Annotated in this window: 23 protein-coding genes; 16 read left to right on the top strand and 7 right to left on the bottom strand. The window is 51.3% G+C overall.

Annotated features, from left to right (window positions below; translation table 11 throughout):
- Positions 1 to 111: 111 nt before the first annotated feature.
- Complete coding sequence (locus LGS26_RS00240) at positions 112 to 468, bottom strand: hypothetical protein (protein ID WP_237888701.1); 357 nt, start codon at positions 466 to 468, stop codon at positions 112 to 114.
- 4 nt (positions 469 to 472) lie between these two features.
- On the opposite strand from LGS26_RS00240, the gene LGS26_RS00235 reads away from it, so the two are divergent.
- Positions 473 to 1,933, top strand: coding sequence for a retropepsin-like aspartic protease (locus LGS26_RS00235; protein WP_237888700.1), 1,461 nt, complete (start codon positions 473 to 475; stop codon positions 1,931 to 1,933).
- 349 nt (positions 1,934 to 2,282) lie between these two features.
- Here LGS26_RS00235 and LGS26_RS00230 read toward each other — a convergent pair whose 3' ends face one another.
- Positions 2,283 to 2,597 carry a hypothetical protein gene (locus LGS26_RS00230; RefSeq protein WP_237888699.1) on the bottom strand — a complete coding sequence of 105 codons (315 nt, stop codon included), beginning with the start codon at positions 2,595 to 2,597 and terminating at the stop codon, positions 2,283 to 2,285.
- Between the two features lie 36 nt (positions 2,598 to 2,633).
- Between LGS26_RS00230 and LGS26_RS00225 the strand changes: the two genes are divergently transcribed.
- From LGS26_RS00225 to lpxB, 12 genes are all read left to right on the top strand, one after another.
- Positions 2,634 to 3,569 (top strand): radical SAM protein, encoded by a 936-nt coding sequence (locus tag LGS26_RS00225; protein ID WP_237888698.1) that lies wholly within the window; start codon positions 2,634 to 2,636, stop codon positions 3,567 to 3,569.
- Between the two features lie 33 nt (positions 3,570 to 3,602).
- Entirely contained in the window at positions 3,603 to 5,114 is a 1,512-nt protein-coding gene (locus LGS26_RS00220; protein ID WP_237888697.1) for an Rne/Rng family ribonuclease, read from the top strand.
- A 7-nt stretch (positions 5,115 to 5,121) separates the two neighbouring features.
- Positions 5,122 to 6,237, top strand: a complete 1,116-nt coding sequence (hisC, locus tag LGS26_RS00215) for a histidinol-phosphate transaminase (protein WP_237888696.1) — start codon at positions 5,122 to 5,124, stop codon at positions 6,235 to 6,237.
- A gap of 15 nt (positions 6,238 to 6,252) precedes the next feature.
- Positions 6,253 to 6,609 carry a DUF134 domain-containing protein gene (locus LGS26_RS00210; RefSeq protein WP_237888695.1) on the top strand — a complete coding sequence of 119 codons (357 nt, stop codon included), beginning with the start codon at positions 6,253 to 6,255 and terminating at the stop codon, positions 6,607 to 6,609.
- Positions 6,609 to 7,388, top strand: coding sequence for an ABC transporter ATP-binding protein (locus LGS26_RS00205; RefSeq protein ID WP_237888694.1), 780 nt, complete (start codon positions 6,609 to 6,611; stop codon positions 7,386 to 7,388). The genes LGS26_RS00210 and LGS26_RS00205 overlap by 1 nt, the downstream gene beginning before the upstream one ends.
- Before the next feature lie 123 nt (positions 7,389 to 7,511).
- Positions 7,512 to 10,145: an outer membrane protein assembly factor BamA gene (gene bamA, locus LGS26_RS00200; RefSeq protein WP_237888693.1), complete on the top strand. Its 2,634-nt coding sequence runs from the start codon at positions 7,512 to 7,514 to the stop codon at positions 10,143 to 10,145.
- The gene (gene lpxD, locus LGS26_RS00195) at positions 10,132 to 11,229 is read left to right on the top strand and encodes a UDP-3-O-(3-hydroxymyristoyl)glucosamine N-acyltransferase (protein ID WP_237888692.1); all 1,098 of its coding nucleotides are present in this window, start codon (positions 10,132 to 10,134) and stop codon (positions 11,227 to 11,229) included. The genes bamA and lpxD overlap by 14 nt, the downstream gene beginning before the upstream one ends.
- A complete protein-coding gene (fabZ, locus tag LGS26_RS00190) occupies positions 11,222 to 11,698 on the top strand; it encodes a 3-hydroxyacyl-ACP dehydratase FabZ (protein ID WP_407932055.1) in 477 nt (158 codons plus the stop codon). The genes lpxD and fabZ overlap by 8 nt, the downstream gene beginning before the upstream one ends.
- A 7-nt stretch (positions 11,699 to 11,705) precedes the next feature.
- Positions 11,706 to 12,530 carry an acyl-ACP--UDP-N-acetylglucosamine O-acyltransferase gene (gene lpxA, locus LGS26_RS00185; RefSeq protein ID WP_237888690.1) on the top strand — a complete coding sequence of 275 codons (825 nt, stop codon included), beginning with the start codon at positions 11,706 to 11,708 and terminating at the stop codon, positions 12,528 to 12,530.
- The gene (locus LGS26_RS00180) at positions 12,530 to 13,354 is read left to right on the top strand and encodes an LpxI family protein (protein WP_237888689.1); all 825 of its coding nucleotides are present in this window, start codon (positions 12,530 to 12,532) and stop codon (positions 13,352 to 13,354) included. The genes lpxA and LGS26_RS00180 overlap by 1 nt, the downstream gene beginning before the upstream one ends.
- Entirely contained in the window at positions 13,351 to 14,322 is a 972-nt protein-coding gene (locus LGS26_RS00175; protein ID WP_237888688.1) for a Gfo/Idh/MocA family protein, read from the top strand. Before LGS26_RS00180 ends, LGS26_RS00175 begins: the two co-directional genes overlap by 4 nt.
- A gap of 61 nt (positions 14,323 to 14,383) precedes the next feature.
- On the top strand, positions 14,384 to 15,592 hold the full coding sequence (gene lpxB / locus LGS26_RS00170) for a lipid-A-disaccharide synthase (protein WP_237888687.1): 1,209 nt from the start codon (positions 14,384 to 14,386) through the stop codon (positions 15,590 to 15,592).
- On the opposite strand, the gene LGS26_RS00165 is transcribed toward lpxB, so the two are convergent.
- The 4 genes from LGS26_RS00165 to LGS26_RS00150 all read right to left on the bottom strand — a co-directional run bounded on the left by LGS26_RS00165 (position 15,501) and on the right by LGS26_RS00150 (position 19,747).
- Positions 15,501 to 17,108 (bottom strand): ArnT family glycosyltransferase, encoded by a 1,608-nt coding sequence (locus LGS26_RS00165; protein ID WP_237888686.1) that lies wholly within the window; start codon positions 17,106 to 17,108, stop codon positions 15,501 to 15,503. The genes lpxB and LGS26_RS00165 overlap by 92 nt on opposite strands.
- A gap of 3 nt (positions 17,109 to 17,111) precedes the next feature.
- Positions 17,112 to 18,050, bottom strand: coding sequence for a glycosyltransferase family 2 protein (locus tag LGS26_RS00160; RefSeq protein ID WP_237888685.1), 939 nt, complete (start codon positions 18,048 to 18,050; stop codon positions 17,112 to 17,114).
- A gap of 287 nt (positions 18,051 to 18,337) precedes the next feature.
- A complete protein-coding gene (locus LGS26_RS00155; protein WP_237888684.1) occupies positions 18,338 to 18,790 on the bottom strand; it encodes a hypothetical protein in 453 nt (150 codons plus the stop codon).
- Positions 18,791 to 18,901: 111 nt separating this feature from the next.
- Complete coding sequence (locus LGS26_RS00150; RefSeq protein WP_237888683.1) at positions 18,902 to 19,747, bottom strand: hypothetical protein; 846 nt, start codon at positions 19,745 to 19,747, stop codon at positions 18,902 to 18,904.
- Positions 19,748 to 19,815: 68 nt separating this feature from the next.
- Between LGS26_RS00150 and ispG the strand changes: the two genes are divergently transcribed.
- Genes ispG through LGS26_RS00135 form a run of 3 tightly spaced genes read left to right on the top strand, consistent with a single transcriptional unit; the run spans position 19,816 to position 24,831 of the window.
- Entirely contained in the window at positions 19,816 to 20,928 is a 1,113-nt protein-coding gene (gene ispG, locus LGS26_RS00145) for a flavodoxin-dependent (E)-4-hydroxy-3-methylbut-2-enyl-diphosphate synthase (protein WP_237888682.1), read from the top strand.
- Positions 20,929 to 20,935: 7 nt separating this feature from the next.
- Positions 20,936 to 22,675 (top strand): proline--tRNA ligase, encoded by a 1,740-nt coding sequence (locus LGS26_RS00140; RefSeq protein ID WP_237889950.1) that lies wholly within the window; start codon positions 20,936 to 20,938, stop codon positions 22,673 to 22,675.
- On the top strand, positions 22,675 to 24,831 hold the full coding sequence (locus LGS26_RS00135) for a RelA/SpoT family protein (protein ID WP_237889949.1): 2,157 nt from the start codon (positions 22,675 to 22,677) through the stop codon (positions 24,829 to 24,831). Before LGS26_RS00140 ends, LGS26_RS00135 begins: the two co-directional genes overlap by 1 nt.
- A gap of 127 nt (positions 24,832 to 24,958) precedes the next feature.
- On the opposite strand, the gene LGS26_RS00130 is transcribed toward LGS26_RS00135, so the two are convergent.
- Positions 24,959 to 25,894 (bottom strand): hypothetical protein, encoded by a 936-nt coding sequence (locus tag LGS26_RS00130; protein ID WP_237888681.1) that lies wholly within the window; start codon positions 25,892 to 25,894, stop codon positions 24,959 to 24,961.
- Positions 25,895 to 25,995: the final 101 nt, after the last annotated feature.

The raw sequence follows: 25,995 nt of genomic DNA, 5'->3' as shown, positions 1-25,995 counted from the left end.
TCGTCTGTGGAGATTTTTATTTTATGTCTTGGTATTGCCGGTTTTGTCGCTGCCCATTTTTAATGAAAACGCACAGGCGGATGTAGTTGCGTCGCCATCTGAGGTGCAATTTTACATTGCAAAAGAACAGCTATCAAACCCTAACCCTGTAACTTTAAGCGTTTTTTCCACAACAGCCACATCATCTACCACTACCAGCACAACACAGACAGAGTGTATCCTTGCATCTACGAGCGATCCATGGATAACCGTGAGCCCTGGAACTTGTACTACTGTTACTCCAGGCCAGCCCGCTACATTTACTGTTGGAATAGATTTAACAAAGCTTCCATTTGTTAATAGCACCCCAATTTGCACAACAGGCACAAACACTGCCCCTGTCTGTTCAGGTACTGGCACTGGCGCTACTTTTGTTCCCACCTGTTTAGGCGCAAGCACTACTAGCGCACCTATTTGTTCAAATTCCAACACTGTGCCTAATTGTATAAAAAATAGCGATGGTATTTTTATCCCTACCTGTGTAGATACAAATAATGTTACCAGGTTTACTGGCACGATAACCCTTACAGACGAGATCGTAACCGCTACCAACAACGGCTCCGGCGGGGCCACCAATTCCCTTACTCCTAATGGAACGCCTGCTACTGTCAATGTCACCGTCTATCTACAAAGTATTAAAAAAAGCACGGGCGAGATGACGCTCAACACCTCTGACTGGCTTGATCTCAATCTGGACATTCCGATTACAAAGGATTTGTCAGGCGCGCTCTATGTCCTGGTAGAGCACAAAAGCCTTGCGCCAGGCCAGACCTTTGCCTATCGCTACGACCCGACAAACGGGCCGCAGTTTTACTACTTCAGCCAGTGGGGTCAGCCTGTAAATAATGCGCAGCTCCTCTATTACGCGGCGGATGTCCATAATACGCCCATCGCTATACCTTTCACTGGCAGCGCTTCAGATAACACCATCCCTTACGGACAGACGGACGTGGTCTCCACCATCCCGATACGCTTCGGCGCCGGGATGCGGCTCATAGGCATGGAAGGGGACATGATCATCCATGTATTGATCGGGGACCCGAACGACATCCAGAATTACGCCTCATGGAGGGAGCTCCTTTACTATGTGCTCCATATCGAGCCCGTAACAGGCACATGGACGGTTACAGAATATTACAAGGGGCAACCATACACCTATACGAATTACCCCTTGTTTCTGTATGAAAAACGTGGCGTCTTGAACGGCATTTGGGACGACCCGCACGGCCGGCAGCAGCTCTACGTGTCATACGGCAACCCTTCCGATCAGGTCTGCACGAACTCCCTGGCCGTACAGGGCCATAGGTTCAACGCCCAGGGCTGCGAGATGACAGGCGGGTATCAGATATATTTCAACGAACCGACTGCGTTCGGGCAGATTGAATATCTCTATCAGATATCTAAACTGACGCGTGGTTCCCTGAGCGGCGAATACATGTACCGTATGCTTGGCGACGCCAACTGGTCCATGCCGGAACCGTTCAGTGCCGTAAGGCGCGAGGTGGTCGTTCCTTTGGACCCGACCACCAATTCCTATCAGGTGAACGGGACGGTGACTGGCCCAAACGGTACTCCATATGCGGTCCACTTCATCATAGATACCGGGGCATATACGGTTTTGCTTGACCAGAGTATCGCGCCTTACATAGGCTTTACTGATCTCACTACCGATCCCAGGTGCTCACCTTGTGGCGCTACTGTGGCTGGTGGCGCTACCATACAGGTGACATGCTGCACCGTCTCGAATATCACCGTGGAAGGACAGCTCTCTAAAGACAATGTGTCGGTGGCCTTTGGGACCCAGCCTGGCCCGTCGTTGCTTGGCATGTCGTTTTTAAACAGCTTCCACATATCCACGGATGCAACCGATGGGTCTATGACAATAGCCCCGTAGGTTTAAAGGGTATTTTGGCAGGGCTGTCTTTACATGAAAAGGCCGCCTTGCCTTTTTGTCTCTCCCATCACGCTGGGCGGCTGGCAGCTTGCCGCTCCATGCGGCATAAGTTTTCATCCATGAAGACAATATGCCGCTGGCGTCCGTCCATGGGCGCCTATTCCGCAGAGGCAAGCGGCCGGCTGCCTTTTGTCCTGTGCCGGAACTCCAGGTGTATCAAAGGCTGTTGTATAGCCATGGGGGGCAGTCCAGCTCAAGGGAGGATGCCATTTCCTCTCCGGCATAAATGTCGGAGTCCATGGTTGATAGATTAGATGGGGTTTAAGACGGAATGGTGTTTGTGAACATGTCACGGCATTCCCTGACCAGTCAGCATTAAAAATGTCTCGTGCATAAACTGCGTTACCGCGCAAAAGGCTGCTAGGAATACTGCCCATTTGACCATCTGCCGCCATGTCGGTTTATATTTGAACATCTTTTTTGTGAGGCCTATAATTATCAACACCGTGGCTATGCTATAGATGGCATATGCCCAGAGGTGACGGAGCATATCGACCGCTGCTTCTTTGGGTGGTCCGCTCCTGAGAGTGGATATGACGATGATTAGGAGGGCGATGGATATTTCTCCGATGTCCTTGCGCGTCCACTGTGATCCGGTTTTCATGTTTGACAGATCCTGAAATTACAAGGTGATTTTTTTATGAAATACTGCTTCGGTCCCGTACCATCAAGGCGCCTTGGTCTTTCCCTGGGGGTTGACATACTCCCGCTTAAGACCTGCAATTTAAATTGTATTTATTGTGAACTGGGCCGCAGCGCAAGCTACACATGCGAGCGCAGTGAGTATATCCCGGCTGAAGAGATAAAGAAAGAACTTGAGGCGGTGGTCTCCGGAGGGATAAAATTCGACACGCTCACATTCACCGCATCGGGCGAGCCCACCCTCCATCTGCGGCTTGGCGAGCTTTTGCGTTTTGCAAAGGGTATTACAGACTGTCCTGTGGCCGTTTTGACCAATGCGACACTGCTTTCAGACCCGGCGGTAAGGGCTGATCTCACGATCGCTGATATAATACTTCCATCGCTCGATTCCGTGATTCCAAGGCATTTCAGGAAGGTCAACAGGCCTGCCTTATGCGTGAAGCTTGAGGCCATAGTTGAAGGCCTTGTCAGATTGCGCAGGGAAATGACAGGCAGGATGTGGCTTGAGGTCCTTCTTGTGCAGGGTATAAACGACAGCCCCCAGGATATTGAGGCCCTGAAAGAGGTGATAAAATCAATAATGCCGGACAGGGTGCAGTTGAATACCGTCTCAAGGCCGCCTGCCGAGCATTGGGCAAGGCCTGTCTCAGAGGAGAGGCTTAGAGATATCCAGATAGAATTGGGAGAGACAGCCGAGGTGATCGCCGGTTTCAAGGGTAGCGGCGGTGTGCCTGAGGTTTGCGGCGTCCTTGAGGTCGAATTGATGGAGATGCTTAAAAGAAGGCCCCTTACGATTGAAGATATCTCCAGCCTTACAAGGTCTGGGGTGGATATTTTAAAGGAAGCGCTCCGCAGGATGGAGAGAGATGGGTCTATAAAATGCAAGATTTTTGGCGGCAGACCGTTTTATTTTCCGTCTGACCGTGTAGAATAGGCCGGTCGGTCATATCGGAGCTGGTTTTTGCATATGGAAAAGAGAAAAAACGACAGCAAAAAGGCGCAACTCAGGATCGTAATAAATGCGGATGCCCCTGAGGAGCGCCGTGTCGCACTCCTTGAAAACGGTAGACTTGAGGCCTTTCAGCTTGAGACCGTTACAAACATACAGACGAGGGGCAATATCTATAAGGCGAGGCTGGTAAACGTAGAACCTGCACTTGAGGCCGCCTTTGTGGATATCGGGCTTTCCAGGAACGGTTACCTCCCGTTCGATGAGATACATCCTGAATATTACGGCTATTCCGATAATAAAGAAAGATTGCCCGAAATACTGAAAAAGGGCCAAGAATTCCTTGTTCAGATAGTAAAAGAGGAGACGCCGGTCAAAGGTCCCGCGGTGACTACTTATCTTTCGATCCCTGGCAGATATCTAGTGCTCATGCCAGGTTCCGATCAGTCGGGTGTCTCAAGAAAGATAGAGGATGAGGCCGAGCGGAAGAGGGTTAAGGAGATATTGAGCGAGCTCAAGAGGCCTGAAGGCATTGGGCTCATTGCAAGGACGGTTTCGGCTGGCGCGACCAAGTTGGATATCAGGAGGGATTTTGGTTATCTTCTAAGGTTGTGGCAGAGTCTTCGAAAAAAGGCCGGGGCGGCGCAGGCGCCGTCGCTTCTTTATACGGACAGGGACATAGTTACCAGGTTTCTGAGGGACTACCTGTCTTCGGACGTAAGAGATATAGTGGTTGACAACCAGCAGGTATTCAGCACAGTCAAGTCTTTCTTAAAGATCGTTTCCCCCAGGCATGTGGCTAATCTGTTCTTATACAAGGAAGACATCCCGATCTTTACCTCCTTTGGCATCGAGCCTCAGATAGAGGAGATATACAAACGAAGGGTCGAACTTCCATCAGGCGGCCATATAGTGATAGAGCCTACGGAGGCCCTGGTCTCGATAGACGTCAATTCAGGGAAAAATGTAAAGGAGAAGGATATAGAAGATACCGCTCTCAAGACAAATATCGAGGCTGCAGAAGAGATAGCGAGGCAGCTCAGATTAAGGGACCTGGGCGGGATCATTGTAATCGATTTTATTGACATGAGGACTAGGAGCTACCGCCAGCAGATTGAAAGGCGCCTGAAGGAGTGTCTCAAGAGGGATCGTGCAAGGACAGAGATCTCGAAGATCTCCAGTTTCGGATTGATGGAGCTTGTAAGGCAGAAGATCAGCTCCCCTGTCCAGATGGTGACTTTTCATCCTTGTCCATACTGCAAGGGCAGAGGCGTCGAGAGGTCTGTGGAGACGCTGGCCCTTTCCCACATGAGGACCATAAGGTCGTATCTTGTTGCGCATAGAGGTGAAGACATAAAAGAACTGGTGTTTGAGGCCCCTTCAAAGGTGTTGTTTTATATGTTTAACAACAAAAAGGGGGAGCTTTGCGAGCTCGAAAAGAAATTCAATGTAGCAATAACTGCTGAGGAAAACAAGTCGCTTGACATGGAAGAAATAGCCCTTTATGCAAGGCTGGAGAGGAGTCCTTGAGAGTTCTATGACTGATAAGAGATGCACGGATGGAGTTCGTATCCCTGGATACATAAAGGAGCTGGTCCCATATACGCCTGGGAAGCCGATCGAGGAGCTTGAGCGGGAATACGGCATAAAAGATGCCATAAAACTCGCTTCGAACGAAAACCCTCTGGGTCCGTCACCCAAGGCACTCAAGGCTATTGAAGAGGCCATTGGGAGGTTGCACCGCTATCCCGACGGCAGTTCTTATTATCTCAAAAACCGCCTTGCAGAAAGATTCGGCGTATCGCCTGCGCAGATTGTGTTGGGTAACGGATCGAATGAGCTGATAGAATTTTTGGTACGGGTTTTTGTGCGTAGCGGGTGCGAGGTCATAAGCAGCGCCCCGAGTTTTCTGGTTTACACAAAGGTGGTTCAGGCAGCCGGCGGCAAAAATGTCATCGTGCCCTTAAGAGACGGCCGTCACGATCTCGGCGCTATCAGGGCGGCCGTCACGCCGGAGACGCGCGTTATCTTCCTTGACAATCCCAATAACCCAACTGGTTCGGTCATCTATCGCAGCGAGCTTGATGCCTTTCTTCACGCCCTTCCGAACGAGGTCCTCGTGGTCATGGACGAGGCTTATATGGAGTTTGTGCAGGGCGGCGTGACGCCGAGCGGTCTTGAGTATCTCGAAAGAGGCGACGGCCGTGTGGTTACACTCCGGACGTTTTCAAAGGCCTATGGGCTCGCCGGCCTCCGTGTGGGTTATGGTATAATGGATCCGGTTCTTGCCGGGTATATCGAGAGGGTGAGGCAGCCGTTCAATATCAACAGCCTTGCCCAGGCAGGGGCGCTTGCGGCCCTTGACGATAAAGAACACTTCAACAACACCCTCAAGATCACATTAGACGGGCGGTCTTTTCTTGCAGAGCGCCTTGCAGGGCTGGGCTGCCGCGTCTTTCCGAGCCATACCAATTTCCTGCTTGTCGATGTGCACCGGGACGCAAAGATGGTCTATGAGGCCATGTTGAGGCAGGGTGTAATCATAAGGGCCATGACCGCATACGGCTTCCCAGATCATATACGTATCACCGTAGGCCTGCCGTATGAAAATGAGCGGTGTATTTCGGCCTTGAAACTGGTTTTGACAGATTGATCCAGAGGTGAGATTATGCCCAGACCGCCCAAATGTAGGATCGTCAATCAGGAACCATTGGTCGTTTATTTCAAGCCGCGCGGCATACCTATGCGCAATCTCAAGGAGGTCGTGCTTTCGGTTGAGGGTCTCGAGGCCATCCGTCTGAGCGATGTCGAAGGGCTTGATCAGGAGGAGGCGGCCTTAAAGATGGGCGTATCCAGGCAGACATTCGGGCGCATCCTTGCCGCAGCGAGAAAGACTGTGGCTGATGCTATTGTCCTAGGTATGTGTCTGAGGATAGAGGGCGGAAATTACCAACTCCTGAAAAGGCAGGCCGGTGACGAGTCAGTGGACTGCAACGACTGCAACATGAAGGATTCGATTACCTGATGTCAGCGCGGATAGATATCGGTAATGGCCTGCATGGTCGCTATCCCGGTGTGGCCATAGCGATTCGAGGTCTTTCAAAGATCTATTCGACCAACGGCATAGTTGTAAATGTGCTGAAGGAGATCGATTGCGATATATTCGAAGGGGATGTGGTCGGCGTAGTCGGGGCATCGGGCGTGGGTAAGACCTCATTGCTCCATATACTAGGCACGCTTGAGCCCCCCAGTTCGGGCGCCGTTCTACATTTCGGGCAAAATGTCTTTACTTGGAAGGATTCCATGCTCTCAAGGTTTAGAAATGAACAGTTGGGTTTCGTCTTTCAGTTTCATTATCTGCTTCCGGAGTTCACTGCAGTTGAAAATGTAATGATGCCGTGTCTGGTGGCTGGTGTGGATAGAAAAGAGGCAAAGGAGGCGGCAATGGACATACTCATGGAGCTCGGCCTTGAGAATAGGGCTGAGTTCAAGATAGGACAGCTTTCAGGCGGTGAGCAGCAGAGGATCGCCTTTGCAAGGGCCATGGTGAGACGGCCCAGGTTGCTTCTGGCGGATGAGCCCACCGGCAATCTTGACGAGCACACAGGCGAGAAGTTGGCGGACCTGTTTTTTTCTTTGAACAGCCGGTATAACACCACGATGGTCATCGTGACGCACAATCTCGCCCTTGCAATACGGATGAAACGGTGTTTAGGATTGATCGACGGCAAGTTGGTCGAACTGGCATCTTCCGAGCTCAAGGATTTCGGGGTCGGGAAGGCGCGATCTGGGCGGATTTTATAAATCTTCGGTAGAGTTTTGATTATGACAGTCAAGCAAAGATTTTTTCTGGGGAAATTATCAACTTCTGGCAGCAGGTTTTTCACCTGCAAGGCCGTGTGCCCGGTCTGGATATCATGTCTTATTATGTTCCAGGCCTTTTTGCTCCCTGTTTTCATGGCATCTGGGGCAGCGGCTGCATCTCAAAAGGTGTTCTTTCTGAGGTTCTTATATTTCGGACCAGAGGAGAGCTCGAGTCTGGCGGATGAGGTCACGGAAGGCATGGTGAGGAGGTTCAGCTCTTCCGGAAACTCTATTGTCGAGGGGCGTGGTGCCGAGGCAGGTGCCAGCGTCACCGGGATAGCAAAGGAGGCGAAGGCTAAGGATGCAAGATTTGCTGTATGGGGAAGTGTAAGCCTGCTTGGAGGCAGGGTCAGTCTTGACATGCGTGTGCTTGACCTCAAAGATCCGGCGGCAAGTCCTGTGCCTCTATATGTACAGGGTGGACGGGAAGATATGAGCCGTATGCTGGATCAGGCGGAGAGGCGTATAAATGAGGTCTTTGCAGCCCCTGCAAAGGTCGGGCAGGTCCTGATAAGCGGCAATAGGCGGGTGGATACCGACGCAATCAGGGATTCCATAACCACCAAGGCCGGTGAGCCTTTTGACCCACAGAGGATTTCATCCGACATAAAGGCCATCTATAAGATGGGTTATTTTGATGATGTCCAGGTCGATGTAAAAGACGGTCCAAAAGGCAAGATCGTCACCTTTCTGCTGAAAGAGAAGCCAGCGATCCGTGATATCAAGATAAAGGGCAACAAGAACATCAAGGACGACAAGATCAAGGAGACGATAGGCCTAAAACCCTATACTGTCATAAATGAAAAGGCCCTCCAGGAGGCGGCCCAGAAGATAAAGGCCTTATATGAAGACAAGGGTTATCTGGGTACAGAGGTGGGTGTCTCGGTTGGGAATGTATCCGGCGAGGCTGCGGATGTCATCTTTGATGTCACAGAGGGTCAGAAGGCCAGGATAAAGTCCATTAAATTCCAGGGCAATAAGGCCTTTTCAAGCAAAGAATTAAGGGGTCTCATGGAGACCTCGGAAAAGAAGCCGTTTTGGTACCCCAGCATTAAAAATATAATGGCTTATATCAAAGGGGAGGAGGGGGTTTTGAAATTCGACGCCCTCGACAGGGATGTAGGCAGGATCGCCGCCTTTTATCACAACCACGGTTATGTTGATGCAGTGGTGGGTCAGCCGGTTGTGACAAGGAAGGGCGCTGACATCTATATAACCATTCCAATAGAAGAAGGGGATAGATACGGGGTCGGAAACATCGAGATAGAAGAGGATTATTTCCACGATCCAAAAAAACTCCTTGCCGATATGCAGATAAAGGGCAGATCGGTATTCAGCCAGGAGGTCCTGAGACAGGACATCCTAAAGCTTACGGATCTTTATGCTGATCAGGGGTTTGCCTATGCTGACATAACGCCTAAGATAACAAAAGATCCCAAGAAGAAGGTCGTGAATATCACCCTCGTGGTGAACAAGGGGCCGAAGGTGAAATTCGGACGTATCGAGATAACTGGCAATACCAGGACGAGGGATAAGGTGATAAGACGCGAGCTCAGGGTGAAGGAGCTTGATGCATTCAGCGCCACAGGCCTTAAAAAGAGCAAGGACAGGTTAAATAGGCTTGGATATTTTGAAGATGTGAGCCTCATTCCCAGCAAGGGGGATAGTGAAGACACGATGAACCTGGACGTCAAGGTGAAGGAGAGACCTACCGGCACCTTCAGTATCGGTGCAGGCTATAGTTCCGTGGATAAACTCATGTTCATGGGCGAGATAAGCCAGAGAAACTTCCTAGGTAAGGGCCAGACGTTGTCCTTCAAAGGCATATTAGGTTCTGTGACCAACCGTTTTGCGTTGAGTTTCATTGAGCCGTATCTTTTTGACACTAGGTGGTCCTTCGGGACCGATATCTACAATTGGCGGGTGGATTATGCCGATTATACAAAAGACAGCACCGGCGCGACAGTGCGCGTAGGGTATCCGCTTACAGACGAACTCAGGGTATTTGTTGGTCTGAGGGGGGACAACACCACCCTTTCCCATGTTTCAGCCAACGCCTCACAGATCATCCGGGATTCTATAGACATAAAGGCCACGAGGTCCATAAGTCTCGGCTTTGGCTATGATACGCGCAACGATTTTTATTTCCCGTCAAGAGGCTGGAACAATTCGATCTCCGTGGAATACGCAGGCGGCCTCCTCGGTGGGGACAGTGCCTTTGTAAAGACGGAAGGGGTTGCAAGCTACTATCATCCTATTTGGAAGCAGCTCGTCGGCCATATAAGGGGGGGCGCGGGGTATGTAACACAGAGTTCCGGCGGCAAGCTCCCAATCTATGAAAGATTCTTTTTGGGTGGCATAGATACCATAAGGGGTTATAAATATGAATATGTAAGCCCTATAGACCCCAATACCGGTGAGAGGATCGGCGGCGACTATATGGGTTTTGCGCAATTTGAGGCCATCTTCCCCATTGTAAAGGATATGGGTCTCAACGGGGTCACGTTCTTTGACGCAGGCAACGTCTGGAACAGTCACAATGCATACGACCTATCAGATCTGAGGAAATCGGTCGGTTTCGGCATAAGGTGGCTTTCTCCTATGGGTCCACTCAGGATTGAATGGGGTTACAACTTGGACAAAAAACCAGGGGACAGCAGCAGCAACCTGGAGTTCAGGATGGGTGGGGTGTTTTAAATACGGTGGTTTCATGGGCACCAGGACCATTAAATTAAAAGATATAGCCTCGGCTGTAGACGGGCGCTTGGTTGGATCAGGCAGGCTGGAGATCAGGGGTATCCGGTCATTGGATCTGGCTGGACCTGATGAAATAAGCTTTGCAGTAGGTACTTATCTTGAGGAAGATGTGAGGCGAAGCAGTGCAGGGGCGCTTATCCTGCCTGAAAAATGGCCGCTGTCCATTGACAGGCCGGCTGTCTTAGTCAGAGATCCCTATCTTGCTTGTGCGATTGTTGCATCGCTTTTCAACAAAAAGGAATTTGAGGCAACCGGAATAAACGCCGACGCCCGCATTGGCACTGGTTGTTCGATATCGGATAATATAAGCATACATGCCCACGCCTATATTGGCGACAGGGTTGTGATCGGGCCTTATGTCACGATCTATCCAGGTGTCTATATCGGTGATGATGCGGCTATAGGTGAAGGTTGTGTCATATATCCTAATGTGGTGATTTATAAGGGATGCCGCATAGGGAAGAGGGTGACTATACATGCGGGGGCTGTAATAGGGAGTGACGGATTCGGTTATGCAAGGCGCGGTGACGAATCGGTCAAGATACCGCAGATCGGCATCGTGGTCATAGAAGATGACGTTGAGATAGGGGCTAACGTAACTATAGACCGTGCTACATTCGGCGAGACTAGGATAGGGCGTGGTACAAAGATCGACAACCTTGTTCAGATCGGCCACAACGTGACCATAGGTCCTGGCGCTGTAATTGTGGCACAGGTGGGGATTGCCGGCAGTGCCAGGCTTGGCTCTGGGGTCATGCTCGGGGGACATGCCGGTATCTTGGGTCACATAGAGCTCGGTGATGGTGTGAAGGTGGGAGCGATGTCCGGTGTCGCAAAGAGCGTGCCTGCCGGCGAAGCGGTCTCGGGTATACCAGCCATACCCCATAAGCAGTGGCTGAGGGTGATGAATGTCTTGAAAAGGCTGCCTGAGATGGAGAAGGAGATAAGGCGGCTCAAGGAAGGTCTAGAGACAGGCCGTGATGATCGCACGGTCATGGATACAGGGGGTCAGGATGATGCATAGCCAAGGACGGTTTGATATGGATGATATCATGTCTTTTTTGCCTCACAGGTATCCCTTTTTGCTGGTTGATCGGATATTGAGTCTGGAACCAGGCAAATCTATAACCGGGCTCAAAAACGTGACCATGAATGAGCCTTTTTTTCAAGGTCATTTTCCCGGGTTTCCCATAATGCCTGGTGTCTTGATCCTTGAGGCCATGGCCCAGACGGGGATTATACTTGCAAAGGCCAGCGACCAGGCCGGGCTCAATGATAAATTTGTCCTGTTTGCAGGATTGGATGAGGTAAGGTTCAGAAGGCCTGTGATCCCTGGGGATCAGCTTATAATGGAGCTTACGCTCTTGAAACACAAGGCCTCAATCTGGAAGATGGCTGGCAAGGCCACTGTCGGCGGGGAATTGGCCGTAGAGGCCCAATTAATTGCATCCATGTCCGACGGATTGCCCGATAAACTAAAAGGAAGAGCCTGATAAAAATATGGATATATTGGATGAAGATGTCTTTATTCACCCCTCAGCTATAGTCAGGACAGGCGCAATAGGCGAGGGGGTGAAGGTCGGGCCTTATTCTGTCATAGGGCCAGAGGTGACCCTTGAAAGCGGGGTCGAAATAGGCCCTCATGTGGTAGTCGAGGGAGAGACGCATATAGGAAAAGGGGTGAAGATTTCGCAGTTCGCCTCAATCGGGGCGCCGCCTCAGGACCTTAAATATAAGGGCGAACCCACTAGGGTCGAGATTGCGGACGGCGTCATCATAAGGGAGTTCGTAACCGTCCATCGTGGCACCATAGAAGGCGGCGGCGTTACGAGGATCGGCAGGGGATGTCTTCTTATGGCATATGTCCATGTCGCACACGATTGTCAGATCGGAGCGAATGTCATAATGGCCAATGGCGCAACCCTCGGCGGTCACGTGGTTATCGACGAAAACGTGGTCATAGGTGGCCTCTCGGCTGTCCATCAGTTTTGCCATATCGGAGCGTATGCCTTTCTGGGGGGTATGTCAGGGGTCAACAAAGACATCCCACCCTATGTGAAGTATTGGGGTCAGAGGGGGAGGCTCTACGGCCTTAACCTCGTCGGCCTCAGGCGCCATGGCCTTTCAAGAGAGAATCTCGAGGCGCTGAGAGACGCCTACCGTATGATATTCGAGGGAGACGGCACGGTAGCCGATGCCATCCAGATGGTGGAAGAGCGTTTTTCCGCCGTCCCGGAGGTGGTCAGGTTTGTCGAGTTCATCAAGTCTTCAAGGCGTGGCGTACCGCTTGGAGGAAATATCAGCGAGATTTCGGAGATGGATTGATGGAAAGGGGGCCCGTCGGTTTGATAGCAGGCGGAGGACAATTTCCTATACTCTGTGCCAGGGCTGCCCGCTCAAAGGGCTGGAAGGTAATAGCAGTGGCGCATAAGGGCGAGACCATCCCTGAACTGAGCGGAGAGGTTGATGAGATAAGATGGATCTCCCTCGGTCAGCTCGGTAAGCTAATAAATACACTAAAAGATGCTGGGGTTGGTGAGGCCGTCTTTGCCGGCGCCATTACAAAAAAGAGGATATTTATAGATGTGCGTCCTGATCTCAGGGCATTGAATCTATGGCGTCGACTTGACAGCCGGCTTGATGACAGGATACTTCGTGCCATCGCCGCAGAGATCGAATCGGAAGGCATAAAGGTCATTCCATCTACTTTTTTTGTCCAGGACCTCCTCATGCCGCCTGGTGTCCTTACCAAAAAGAGACCCAGCGTCTCTCAATACGAGGATATAGAGTTCGGTCGCCAGCTTGCCTCCAGGATAGGCGAACTCGATATAGGTCAGTGTGTGGTGGTTAAGGACAAGGTCGTCTTGGCAGTAGAGGCTATCGAGGGTACGGATGAGGCCATCTTGAGGGGCGGCAGGCTTGGCGGATCGGGCGCGGTTGTGATAAAGCTGTGCAAACCATTTCAGGATACAAGATTCGATCTGCCTTCGATTGGACTTAGTACAATCGAGAGGATGGTTGAGGCAGGGGCCTGTGTCTTGGCGGTCGAGGCAGGCAGGGCCATCTTCTTTGATAAGGATGAGGCGATAGCCCTTGCCGACAAGGTCCAAATATCAATAGTCGGTATCGAAGGAGGGGTCGGCGGTTGATACGGGTTGCCGTGATAGGGGCGGGTTATCTTGGTAGGTTCCATGCCCAAAAATATGCAGCCATGCCTGATGCCGAACTCACCGGGGTGGTGGATATCGTGCCGGAGAGGGCTGCGCTGGTAGCGAAAGAGACGGGCACGAAGGCATATTCCGATTTGGATGGGGTTATCGGCAGGATAGACGCGGCATCCGTTGTTGTCCCTACTGTGCATCATTACGAGGTCGCAAAGGTTTTACTTTCCAGGGGGATACACTGTCTGATAGAAAAACCTATAACCACTGGCATTCAGGAGGCAGACGAGCTGATAAGGCTCGCATCTGATAATGGTCTTGTGCTTCAGGTGGGTCATATCGAGCGCTTCAATCCTGCTGTTAAGGTGCTTGAGGAGAGAGTGAGTCGCCCGCTTTTTATTGAGGCGCATAGGTTCAATGTCTTTAAAGACAGGGCTACTGATGTGGATGTGGTGCTGGATCTCATGATCCATGACATAGATATAACACTGACACTCGTGAGGTCGCAGATATCGGAGATCAGGGCAGTCGGTGTGCCGGTTCTGAGCTCCTTTGTTGATATAGCAAACGCCCGTATAATCTTTGAGAACGGTTGCACGGCGAATCTTACCGCAAGCCGCATATCTCTTGACGTCATGAGGAAGATCAGGGTGTTCCAACCCGGGGCTTATATGTCCGCTGATTGCCTTGCACATAAGAATCTGATCGTAAGGCGGACAAGGGCTGCAGATGTCCGAGACGCCATGACGTTTGAGCCATTGCAGCACGATAAGGCCGACAGTCTTTATGATGAACTGGAAGACTTCGTCATGGCCGTAAAAGGAATAAAACCCCCCAGGGTAACGGGCGAGGCGGGTCGCATGGCCCTGGATCTTGCCTTGAAGATAAACAACCAGATCGCCAAGGGTCTCGATTCCCTGGACTTGGCTGATATTTATTGGTCTGATCCAGTATGACCCGGCTTGGTGGTTTTATTTCGGCGGAGGCCATTGAGGCTGCTTGCCGGGAGGCCGGGCTTTGCCGGATCATGACAATTTTGTAGGACACCAACTGGTAGTTATGTCGAAGTCCATCTTTATAATCGCTGGCGAGGCGTCAGGCGATCTCCATGGTTCAGGTCTCATAAGGGCTATAAAGGCCAAGCTGCCGGATTGTAAGATTGCCGGCATAGGCGGTCCAAAGATGGTAGATGCTGGGCTTGATGCCATTTTCCCGAGTTCGCGCCTTGCTGTAGTTGGGCTTGCAGAGATATTTGCCCACACCTGGCCCATACTCTCCGCTTTTTATAAGACCAGGGTCTATTTGAAAAAGGAGCGCCCCGACCTCTTGATACTCATAGACTATCCTGAATTCAATCTTCTTATGGCGGGATATGCCAAAGGCCTTGGTATCCCGGTTTTTTATTATATAAGTCCGCAGGTATGGGCGTGGCGGCAGGGCAGGGTCAGGAGATTGAAGAGGTCCATTGATGAGATGGCAGTGATCCTGCCCTTTGAGGAAGATTTTTTTTCAAGATATGGCCTCAAGGTCAGATTTGTCGGCCATCCACTGCTCGACAGCGTAAAGGTGCAGTCTTCAAAGGAGGAATTCTGCCGTTCGAACTCTCTGTCAATCGGCTCATCCACGGTAGGTCTTCTCCCTGGAAGCAGGCATGGTGAGGTCCAGAGGATCTTTCCTGTCATGGCAGACGCCGCTTGCCTAATCTCCCGATTAAGACCGAGTGTCCAATTCGTGGCAGCCGTTGCCCCTTCCATCGACATCCAACTCATGAAGGACATGGCTAGGGCGTGTGCAGGTAGGGATGGTCCAGATATACGGTTGATCCAGGGCCGAACATACGATGTCATGGCAGCATCAAATCTGGTTATCGCGGCGTCGGGCACCGTTACCCTCGAGGCCGCGATCCTAGGCGTCCCGCTCATCGTTACATACAAAGTCTCTCCACTCAGTTATCATCTTGGGCGCCATCTCATCAAGGTGCCCTATGCATCCCTTGTCAATCTGGTTGCAGGGAGGATGGTTGCGCCCGAATTTCTCCAAAATGATGCCACGCCAGAGGCTATAGCAAATGAGGCGCTGGCCATCCTTGGGGATGATGCCAGAAGGGAGAGGATGGTTCAGGATCTTGCTATCGTCACCGGTAGACTTGGTCAGCCAGGGGCTGCTGACCGGGCTGCAAATATCGCCCTTGGACTTTTGAAGCGGAGCAACCCGGCCAGTCGATAAGTCCTTTTCCGAGGTATAGATTGAATCCATTCTTAGCCGGTCTGAGGTAGTAGAGCGGTCTTATCTCCTTGAAATACCCCTTGATATCCTGCGGCAATTGTTCATCCGCATATGTCACAATGATTGCATCATGACCTATCTTGTCACATGGTCCATGCCAGAGCTCATATTGGCTCCTTACCTTACTCTGTTCGCCCGCCCAGCGGTATGTCCTCGGCTGGCCAGGGACGTAAAAGGCGAGCTCGCTTGTTAGCTGCCTCTTCGTCCCGATGATGAGCATCTCTCGCACTGGGTTTTTTTTTGCGATCTCCCCTAAGGTTATGCCCAATTCTCTCCAGCCTCTCAGTTCAGCGGTGAGGTCGATGCGGCCCTTGTCAAGGTTTGTGATGCATGCGGCCCATGGGATTATATATAGAATGGCGCACATGGATGCGCCCAGTATCAGACCTGGTTTAAAAAGCCTTCTGAATCGGTCTATCCAAGGTGTTAAATTTAAGACCTCTGCGGCCCACCCACCTAGGAGGACGGATGAGCCAAGATAAAATGGAGCTGGCCAATTGCCGTTTACACGTTGTTTGAGGCTCAAGAGCGTGGTCAGCGCTATCGGCGCCGCGCTCAGCACGGCTAGATAAAGGGTTGGAGAGGTTATCGCGACATTGCCATTTTTCTTTGAGATGTGTCTCTTTAAGGCCATAAACAGGATATAATAGCTTGTTATCATGGACAAGATCCAGGTCACCGGTGAGATGAGACCAAGTTGAGAGAGTATGAAATCGGGCAGTGTCTTTAAAAATGTGAAGTATGACCGGCTTCCCATCTCAAAGTGGTGGGCCGTATGTTCCAGCGTGATCCAGCCATGTCTGTAGTTCCACCAAATGACGGGACCGAGCGGGGCGAGCGAAATGATGAACGCCAGATATGGCCAGGGTGTAAGGAGTCTTTTTCTGTAATCCGGTTCAAGGATGAGAAACAGGAAAACAAAAGGCGGGAATGCTAGCATGGTCTGTTTGCTGAGTATTCCAAGGCCTGTAAAGACACCAGAGGCCGTCCACCACCAACAGGCCGTACCTTGATCCCTTTCATAACCCTTCTTTTCCAGTGCCAGCCATGTAGCATACATAGCCCATGCCCAGGAGAATATAAGCGGCGCGTCTATGGTCATCGCAAAGCCTAGGACGCAGGAGCCTGGCATGAAGGCCGTGGCCAGCGCGGCCAGAAACCCCGCCTTTGCGCCGAAGAGGCGTCTGCCGAGAAGGTATACAGCCAAGACGCCGAGGGTGGCGAGTATTGCGGCTGGGAGCCTTACGCCCATGGCGTTGTTTCCAAAGATAGAGGTGCCCGCTGCGATGATCCAGGCTATCATTGGGGGTTTGCTGTAGTATCCCCAGTCAAGGTGCCTTGACCAGTCCCAATAGTAGGCCTCGTCAGGCGAGAGGTCGAGCGGTGCAAATGCAATAAAGAGCACGCGTACGGCGATCAGCACCCCTAATAAAAGGGCAAGGCGTCTATTCCACATTCCTTATTCGATGACCTCGCGTACCGAGTATATGCGTCTCCCTGAGGATTCGTAGTAGGTGCGTATGACGAGCTCGGCAAGGAGTCCTATGGCCCCGAGGATCAGTCCTGCAATTATGAGTACCGCGCTAAGAATGAGGAGCGGCCTACGCCCGATGTCATACCCTAGGAAGAACTTGACGAAGGTAAGGTAACCTCCGGTCAGGAGACCGGCAAGAAAGAGCGCCCCGCCGCCCATGCCAAAAAACTGCAAGGGTCTTGTGGCGAACTTCAGGAAGAACAGCATGAGTATCAGGTCAAGGATAACCCTGTAGGTGCGCCCGATCCCGTATTTGCTTTTGCCTTTGAGCCTTGGGTGGTGCGTGACCACCTCTTCTGTAATGCGTGCACCGTAGAAGTGCGCGAGTACGGGAATGAACCTGTGGAGTTCGCCGTAAAGAAGGAGGTTTTTTGCTACATCGCGGCTGTAGGCCTTTAGCGAGCAGCCGTAATCGTGAAGTCGGACGCCGGTTGCGCTGCCTATCAGGCGGTTTGCTATGAAAGATGGGAGCTTGCGTGAAAGAAACGGGTCTTTTCTGTCTCTGCGCCAGCCGCTCACCATGTCGTAGCCCTCCTCAAGTCTGCTGATCAGCCTTGGTATGTCCTTAGGATCATTCTGGAGGTCCCCGTCCATGGAGACTATGATCTTGCCGTCCGCATAGTCGAAGCCAGCGGTCATGGCTGCACTCTGGCCGAAGTTCCTTCTGAATATCAAGACCTTGAGCTCAGGTGTGAAGGTCTTGATCTTTTTATAGACCTCGTGACTTTCATCCGTACTGCCGTCGTCCACGAGAATGATTTCAAAAGGACGGCCAAGCGGTCGCATGACCTCGACAACCCGCTTGACCAAGGTTTCAATGTTTGGGGCCTCGTTATATACAGGCACTATTATAGAAATATCCATTAACTTGGGTCTATATTCAAAAATTGCGTCCCATTTACGCCGGTTGGTTTTCCGTGCCTTTTCGGCGTTTGCCTATAGCATATATGCCCAGTGTCAGATTTAAAATCATCATAGCCTGCTGGTTTGTATCCCGCAAAAACATGTCACACGGCCTCAGTCTGATTGTCGATCGCTGGCTTGACAAAGAGAGATGCCGACAGGCCTCTGGTGTGTCTGCCTGATTGATGCGGGGGACAAAGACCCTTTGCGGCGGATGCGGCGGATTAAACGCTGACTGGCTGCGGCAATCAGTAGTCGCCGTTTTTTATCTTCGCCGCCTCTACGGCGGAAATCGATCCGATCGAATTTAAAATATCCTTCAACGGGTCATTCGGAGCGAGGTTGTCTCTGGCCTCCTTTATGTCGTCGATGTGTCTTGAAAGCGTATCGGCCAATTGATCCAATGCCTTGCCGTCTATCTCCGGCTGCATCAAGAGGACACTGAGGTGTTCAAGTGCCCCAATGGCATTGCTTCCTATCGCTATTGCATCGGCTTGGATCTTGCTGAGGGTCGTATCCGCCGGAAGACCTGTCGGCATTATTGCAGTACGGCCTGCAAGATCCGGTCCGTTAGCCTGCCTCGCCAAGATCTCATTATTAAGATAGGCGGAAAAGGGCATGTCAATGGCCCCCTTGATATCTTTTTTTGTCTGTCCGTTTGAGCCGATGGCAGTATTGATCTTGTACGTATCTATTTTCATAGTGCGGTTCAGACCGGATGATGCACCCGGCCTCCTCCAATATCGCCTTCTGTGGCATTGAACGATTATTTTAAAATATTATAATCCAACATCCGTTCCAGGTCTACTGTCTCATGCCGTCTGTGTCCCAATTGATTGTGGTTGCAACGGCCATGCGGCTGTGGCTTTATTGCCGCCGCTGGTCGCGGATGTCATGTCTTTATATTGCTGGATGGCTGCGGCAAGTCTTGCCATGCCGTCAAGGATGTCATTCAGTATCTGGGCCTGGTCTTGCCAGGCCTGTCTTGCGGCGTCTGTTACGTTTGGCGCCGAGGCAGGTTCGGGCAGCCCTAATCCGTCTAGGGTAGCCTGGGTTGTAGTTGCTGCAGGGAGACCTGCACTGTTTGTAGGTGCCGCAGATGCAGCGGCCGCTGTCGAATCGGCTGCCGTTGCCGCCTTGCCGCTACCCATAAGGCCGGCCAATAAGGCGTCTATCTGGTCCAGTGGCACATGATCAGTAATCTTGCCGCTTCTTACTGCATCCAAGAGCACATTAGCCTTGTTATAGCCGACCCTCTGTTCAAGGATGATTGATTCGGCCCAGTCGGACATGCCATAGGCATCGCCTCCAGCCGGATTCACTGGTCCCCTTTGTCCCTTTTCGGTTTGTAGGTATTTCAGATAATTGTCAATTAAGGTCGATGCCTGTTGCTCCGGCGTCATGGCATCTGCAGCTATTTCAGCCGGTGTGGGCTTGAAAATTGCCACCGGATAATTGTGCATCACCTCTCCTGTGAAGATATCTGTCTTGTCGATATACTTTGTGCCCATTACCTGATTGTCTATCGCCTTTAGCCAGTCCAAAAACGTGGTGTCGCTGGCGGATGCGGCGGCCGTGGTATTTGAGGCGGGTTGGATGTCTTTTGTTAGAATGGCCTTGATGGTTGACGTCTCTGCGCCATTTGGGGTTGAAATCATCTTTTATTCTCCTTCCAAGTATATTTGGGCCTATTGCCCGGAGGTTATGCCTGATTTATCATGGCCTTATGGACAAGATCAGCCAAAACAGCATATACAAGCGCCGCCCGACCAGGCTTATACGCGTCGGATCCGTGCCGATCGGTGGCGGCAACCCGGTGGTCGTCCAGTCTATGACCAATACCGATACCAGGGACGTCCGCTCCACCGTCTCACAGATATCGAGACTCAAAGAGGTCGGCTGTGAGATCGTAAGGGTGGCCATACCGGATGAGGCCGCCGCGGTCGCCCTTGCTGATATTAAGAAAGCAATTTCCATGCCCATTATTGCAGACATTCACTTCGACTGGAGGCTCGCGGTCGCTGCGATAGAGCAGGGGGCTGATGGGATAAGGATAAATCCTGGCAATATCGGTGGCGTTGAGAGACTATCGAAGGTTGTCAAGAAGGCCAAGGAATACGGCGTACCAATAAGGATAGGTATAAATTCTGGCTCCCTTGAGAAGGACATAAGAAGGCATTACGGGGCGTCTTTGCCCGAGGCCCTGGTGGAGAGTGCATTGAGGAACATAGAGCTGATTGCAGGTATGGGCTTTGAGGCCATCAAGGTCTCGATAAAGTCGTCCGATTGCCTCGCTACCATAGCGGCCTACAGGCTCCTTTCCCAGAAGACCGATTTCCCCCTGCATCTTGGGGTGACCGAGGCCGGTGGGTTGATTCCCGGGACAGTGAAGAGCAGCATCGCCATAGGCACCCTGTTGATTGAGGGTATAGGTGATACGTTTAGGGTCTCGTTGACCCGCGATCCGCTGGAGGAGGTAAGGGTTGCCTATGAGATACTGCGGGCTGTGAAGATGCGGCAGCGTGGGCCGGAAATAATTTCCTGCCCTACCTGTGGGCGTTGTGAGATAGACCTTTTTTCTATAGCGGAAGAGGTTGAGCGCAGGGCCCAATGCATTACATCCCCGCTGAAACTCGCCGTCATGGGTTGTGTGGTGAATGGGCCGGGTGAGGCAAGAGAGGCGGATGTCGGTCTCGCTGGCGGCAAGGGCGTGGGTCTTATCTTCAAAAAAGAGAAGATCATAAAGAAAGTCCCTGAAAGCGGGCTTCTTGAGGCATTTTGGCAAGAGGTTGAGGCTGTTTTGGCTGAAAAAAGAAGAAATGGAGAGGAGCGAATATAATTACAAAATGAGATATTCCAAGTTGTTTTTGCCTACACTTAAAGAGGCGCCGGCCGAGGCCGAGATAGTTTCACATAGATTGATGCTAAGGGCCGGTATGATCAGAAGGCTTTCATCCGGCCTTTATTCATATCTGCCCATCGGTCTTCGTTCTTTGATGAAGGTGGAAAAGATCGTGAGGGAGGAGATGGGGAGGGCCGGGGCACAGGAAGTCCTGCTGCCTATGGTCCAACCTGCCGAGCTCTGGCAGGAGAGCGGCAGATGGGACCGCTACGGGAAGGAGCTTCTGCGCCTTAAAGACAGACATGGCCGCGACTATTGTCTGGGCCCAACGCATGAAGAGGTGATAACCGACTTAGTTCGGCGCGAGGTCCGTTCATACAAGGATCTGCCTTTGAACCTTTATCAGATACATACGAAGTTTCGAGATGAGATCCGTCCTCGCTTCGGCCTCATGCGCAGTCGCGAATTCGTCATGAAAGACGCCTACAGTTTTGATGTGGACGACGAGGCATTGGAGATCACTTATCAGGCCATGTATGGGGCGTACTGCCGGATATTCGAGCGCTGTGGCCTGGATTTCCGGCCTGTTGAGGCGGATACAGGCAGTATAGGTGGTCACGCATCACATGAGTTCATGGTGTTGGCTGAGACCGGTGAAGACCAGATAGCATGCTGCACACAGTGCAGCTATGCCGCGAATGTGGAGCTTGCACCGGCCCTTGGGTTGACAGCCTACTCCTGTGCTGATGAAGAAGATATGCGTCGCGTCCATACCCCTGGCAAGCGAAGCGTGGAGGAGGTGATCGCCTTTCTCAATGTTTCACCCTCGTCGCTTGTAAAGACCCTGGTCTTTATCTGCAAAAATGGACCAATCGTAGCTTTGGTTAGGGGGGATCATTCAATAAATGAGGTGAAGCTGAAGAGGCTTGTGGGCATTGAAGACGTCGCCCTTGCCGATAGTGCGACCGTTGTCTCGGCAACAGGCTGCGAGCCCGGCTTTGCAGGTCCGGTTGGGCTTGCAGGCCGTACAAGAATTATAGCGGATAACGCCCTAAAGACACTCAAAAACTTTGTCGTCGGCGCAAATGAGCCGGATTGGCACCTTTTGGGTGTAAATTGGGGCAGAGACCTCCCATGGCCGGAGTTTGCAGATATAAGATTCATCACCCCTGATGACCCTTGTCCCAGGTGCGGCGGAAGAGTTGAACTCAAAAGGGGGATCGAGGTTGGCCATGTGTTCAAATTGGGGACAAAGTACTCCGAGGCCCTTCACGCTGTATATATTGATGATTCAGGAAAGGAGCGCCCTATAGTCATGGGTTGCTACGGCATAGGGATAGGCCGCACAGTGGCGGCAGCCGTTGAGCAGAATCATGACAGCCTGGGCATTGTGTTCCCGGCGCCGATAGCTCCCTTTGATTGCGTCATCTCTATTGTAGATATGACGGATGACGCCATGTCGTTTGTTGGTGAACGTATATGCAGCGAGCTGGAGGCCAAGGGGGTCGATTGTCTCTTGGATGACAGACGTGAACGCCCCGGCGTGAAGTTCAAAGACGCCGATCTCATAGGCATACCCATCCGAGTGACCGTTGGGAGGCGCCTCAGGGAAGATGGAAGGGTGGAAATTAAGGTCAGGGCCTCAGGCGAGAGTGTTTTTTTGTCTGTGGACGATGCGGCGGATGAGGTGTTCAAGATGCTTAAAGACATATGCAGTAGCCGCAGGGTCTGTAGTTTTAAGTGATGACTCCAAGGCTTTCTGATATTATTGACGCTATTCATTCATATTTCCCCGATGCGGACACCGGTCTGGTGGAAAAGGCATATATCTATTCCGCAAAGGTTCATGCAAATCAGAAGCGCCTATCAGGCGAGCCATATCTATCCCATCCCTTGGCAGTAGCCTTTATCCTGGCCCAGTTGAGGCTTGATATAGGGAGCATCGTTGCAGGGCTTTTGCACGATACGGTTGAAGACACGCTTACAACGGTTGCTGAACTGGAAGAGATGTTTGGAAAGGATGTGGCTGCGATCGTGGACGGGGTGACCAAGCTCTCTAAGATCCGGTTTCAGAGCCGCATAGAGAAACAGGCCGAGAATATCCGCAAGATGATCCTTGCTATGTCAAAGGATATCAGGGTGTTGCTTGTTAAGCTCGCTGACAGGCTGCACAATATGCGCACCCTTGTATATCAAAAGGAGGCTAAGCGGGAGATGATCGCCAGAGAAACCTTGGAGATATATGCGCCCCTTGCTGCAAGGCTCGGTATCGATTGGGTGAAGAAGGAGCTGGAAGATCTTTCCTTTATGTATCTCTATCCAGATGAATTTAATAAGCTTAAGACCGAAGTCGAAAGGCGCATTGGAGAGAAAAGGGGTTTTGTCGAGGAGGTAAAGGAGATAATTGCAAAGAAAATGGCCGAATACGGCTTTTCATGCCGTGTCCTTGGGAGGCCCAAGCACCTTTATAGCATCTTCAGAAAGATGCGTCTCCGAAACGTGCCGCTGGATGAGGTCTATGACCTAATTGCATTTAGGATAATACTTAAGACCATACAGGAGTGTTATGAGGCCTTGGGTTTAATCCATTCCCTTTGGAGGCCGGTGCCGGGTCGGTTCAAGGATTATATAAGCCTTCCTAAGGCCAATATGTACCAGTCTCTTCACACCACCGTCATCGGGCCGGGCGGCGAGCGTATGGAGATACAGATCAGGACTGAAGAGATGGACAGGGTTGCCAGCGAGGGCATAGCCGCGCACTGGCTTTACAAAGAAGGAAAGATAGTCAGCAAGGAGACGGCAGGGCGTAAGTTTGACTGGTTGAATCAATTGATGGAGTGGCGCAACGAGCTGGAAGACCCGCGGGAATTTTTGGATTCAGTGAGAATGGATCTCTTTCCTGGTGAGGTCTATGTCTTTACCCCAGGGGGCGATGTAAAGGAATTGCCGAAAGGGGCCACCCCTGTTGATTTCGCTTATGCGGTCCATACTGAGATAGGGCATCATTGTGCAGGCGCAAGGGTAAACGGCCATATGGTGCCCTTAAAATATGAGCTTCAAAACGGTGACGTGGTTGAAATCATCACGTCGCCGCAGCATGTACCAAGCAGGGATTGGCTGAAATTCGTCAAGACAAGCCGGGCCGTTGCAAGGATAAAGCAGTGGATCAAGACCGAGGAATATGCAAAGAGCCTTGCCATCGGCAGGGATCTTTGCATCAGAGAGTTTAAAAAAAATAGGCTGGACTTTAACGAAATCGCCAAGCAAAAGGGCCATGATATTGCAGGGTGGTTTTCATGCAAGGGCTTTGACGACCTTCTGGTGGCGGTTGGTTACGGCAGGGTCTCGCCTGTCCAGATAGTAAAGAGATACATAAAAGAAGAACAGCCTGAGTCGATTGGGCTTATCGAGCAGGCAGGTGGGGATGGGCTGCAGAAATTGGGCGGGGAAGACCTTCAACTGGGCATACAAATACAGGGTCTTGAGGATATAATGATACATCTCGCCCGTTGTTGCATGCCTGTGCCTGGCGATGACGTGGTGGGCTATATAACCAGGGGGAGGGGGATAACGATACATAGGACGGAGTGTCCGAATGCCCGCAATATCGAGTCTGAGCGGAGGGTCGATGTCCAGTGGGCTACAGAGACCAGCACTGCATATCCTGCCAAGATAATTGTAAGGAGCGTGGATAAAAAGGGTATGCTTGCAAGCATAAGTAACGCGATAAGCGCCGGGGACGCAAATATACAGGATGCAAGGGTTATTACGAGTCCCATGGAGCAGGTGGCCATCTTCCATTACATCATTCAGGTAAGCGGCCTTGAACATCTAAAGAAGATAATCGCCGGGATAAAGAAGATGGATGGGGTCTTGCAAGTTAGCAGGCCAGTGTCTTGAGAAAGTATCTGTCATGCGGCATCTCTCACAATGTTAGGTATATTCCATCAAGCTTCCATCTTCGCCTATAATGACAAAGAGGTATTGAAAAGAACGGAGGCGTTGCCTGGGCCAGATGGGATGTGTCTCAATACTGGTCTGCGATTATGGTCTGTATAGCCCCTAACTGGCTGCTCGATAGGAAGCTGATCGCCATCATGGCATTGGTTTGACCTTTCGCGCAGTTGCCCGCTGGCACCTTGAAATAGAAAAAGCCCGATTTGTAGTTAAAGGGCATGGGGTAAATGGTGTCCGAGCCTGAACCTGAATCTAAACCTGGGTTGATGGAGTTCAGATTCTTCCTCTGGATGATGATTCCCGTGTTCTGGGAGGTGCCATCCTCGTTGTTTGAAATGCTCATGGTATAGCCGCCGGTAAGGTCGCAGAGTGACCACAGCTTTATGACGCTAGAACCGCCTACTGCCGAGTCGTTCCAATAGCGCATCATAAGTGTCTTTCCTACAGGGGTTATGTTTGTTACGCCTTTAAGTACGGTGTTGTCCATCTTGGCGAGGTTGGTGGATGAATTGATGTCTCCTGATGTGAGGGGGACCACTGGTACAAATGCCGCATCTCTTGCCGTCGCATCTATTCTGAAGGCCGATCCGCTCAATGCCGCCGTCTTGATGATCGCCCCTTTGTCGTCCCCCACTACGAAGACCAGATATCCTTCTGTGTTTGCGAGGTTCTCGCCCGCACTCTCATTGCTCCATGCAAAGCGGTAAAAGCCTCCAAGCGGGATCTTGAAGTATTTGTTGACCAGCATATTTCCGTCTTTGTCAAAAAATCCCCAGTAGACCGTCACATTTGTCTGTGTAGTAGATGTCGTCGTAGTGGTCGTGGCCGTCTGGTTCCCTATCGCCGTAATGCCTATCAAGGTATCTACGCCCTTTCCGTCTTGAATGACGGCCGGCACCAGAAGCCCTTGACTCAGCTGTGAAATGGTCAGGGCATGCAGCTTGATGGGCAGGATTACTAGTATCGCTACAATTGTACTTATCAGATAGGAAAATCTTGCATTCATTTTTAAGTCATCCTTGTCTTTTTTAGGGATTATTTTGTTCAATTTTGAATGAATCTTAATTCGAATCTCATTTCAGCTTATCCACAACCTCTCACGCAAGG

Source organism: Dissulfurimicrobium hydrothermale, assembly GCF_022026155.1.
GTDB classification, from domain to species: Bacteria; Desulfobacterota; Dissulfuribacteria; order Dissulfuribacterales; family Sh68; genus Dissulfurimicrobium; species Dissulfurimicrobium hydrothermale.
The sequence above is the reverse complement of the archived record's forward strand: the minus strand, read 5'-3'. Positions and strand labels throughout refer to the sequence as shown.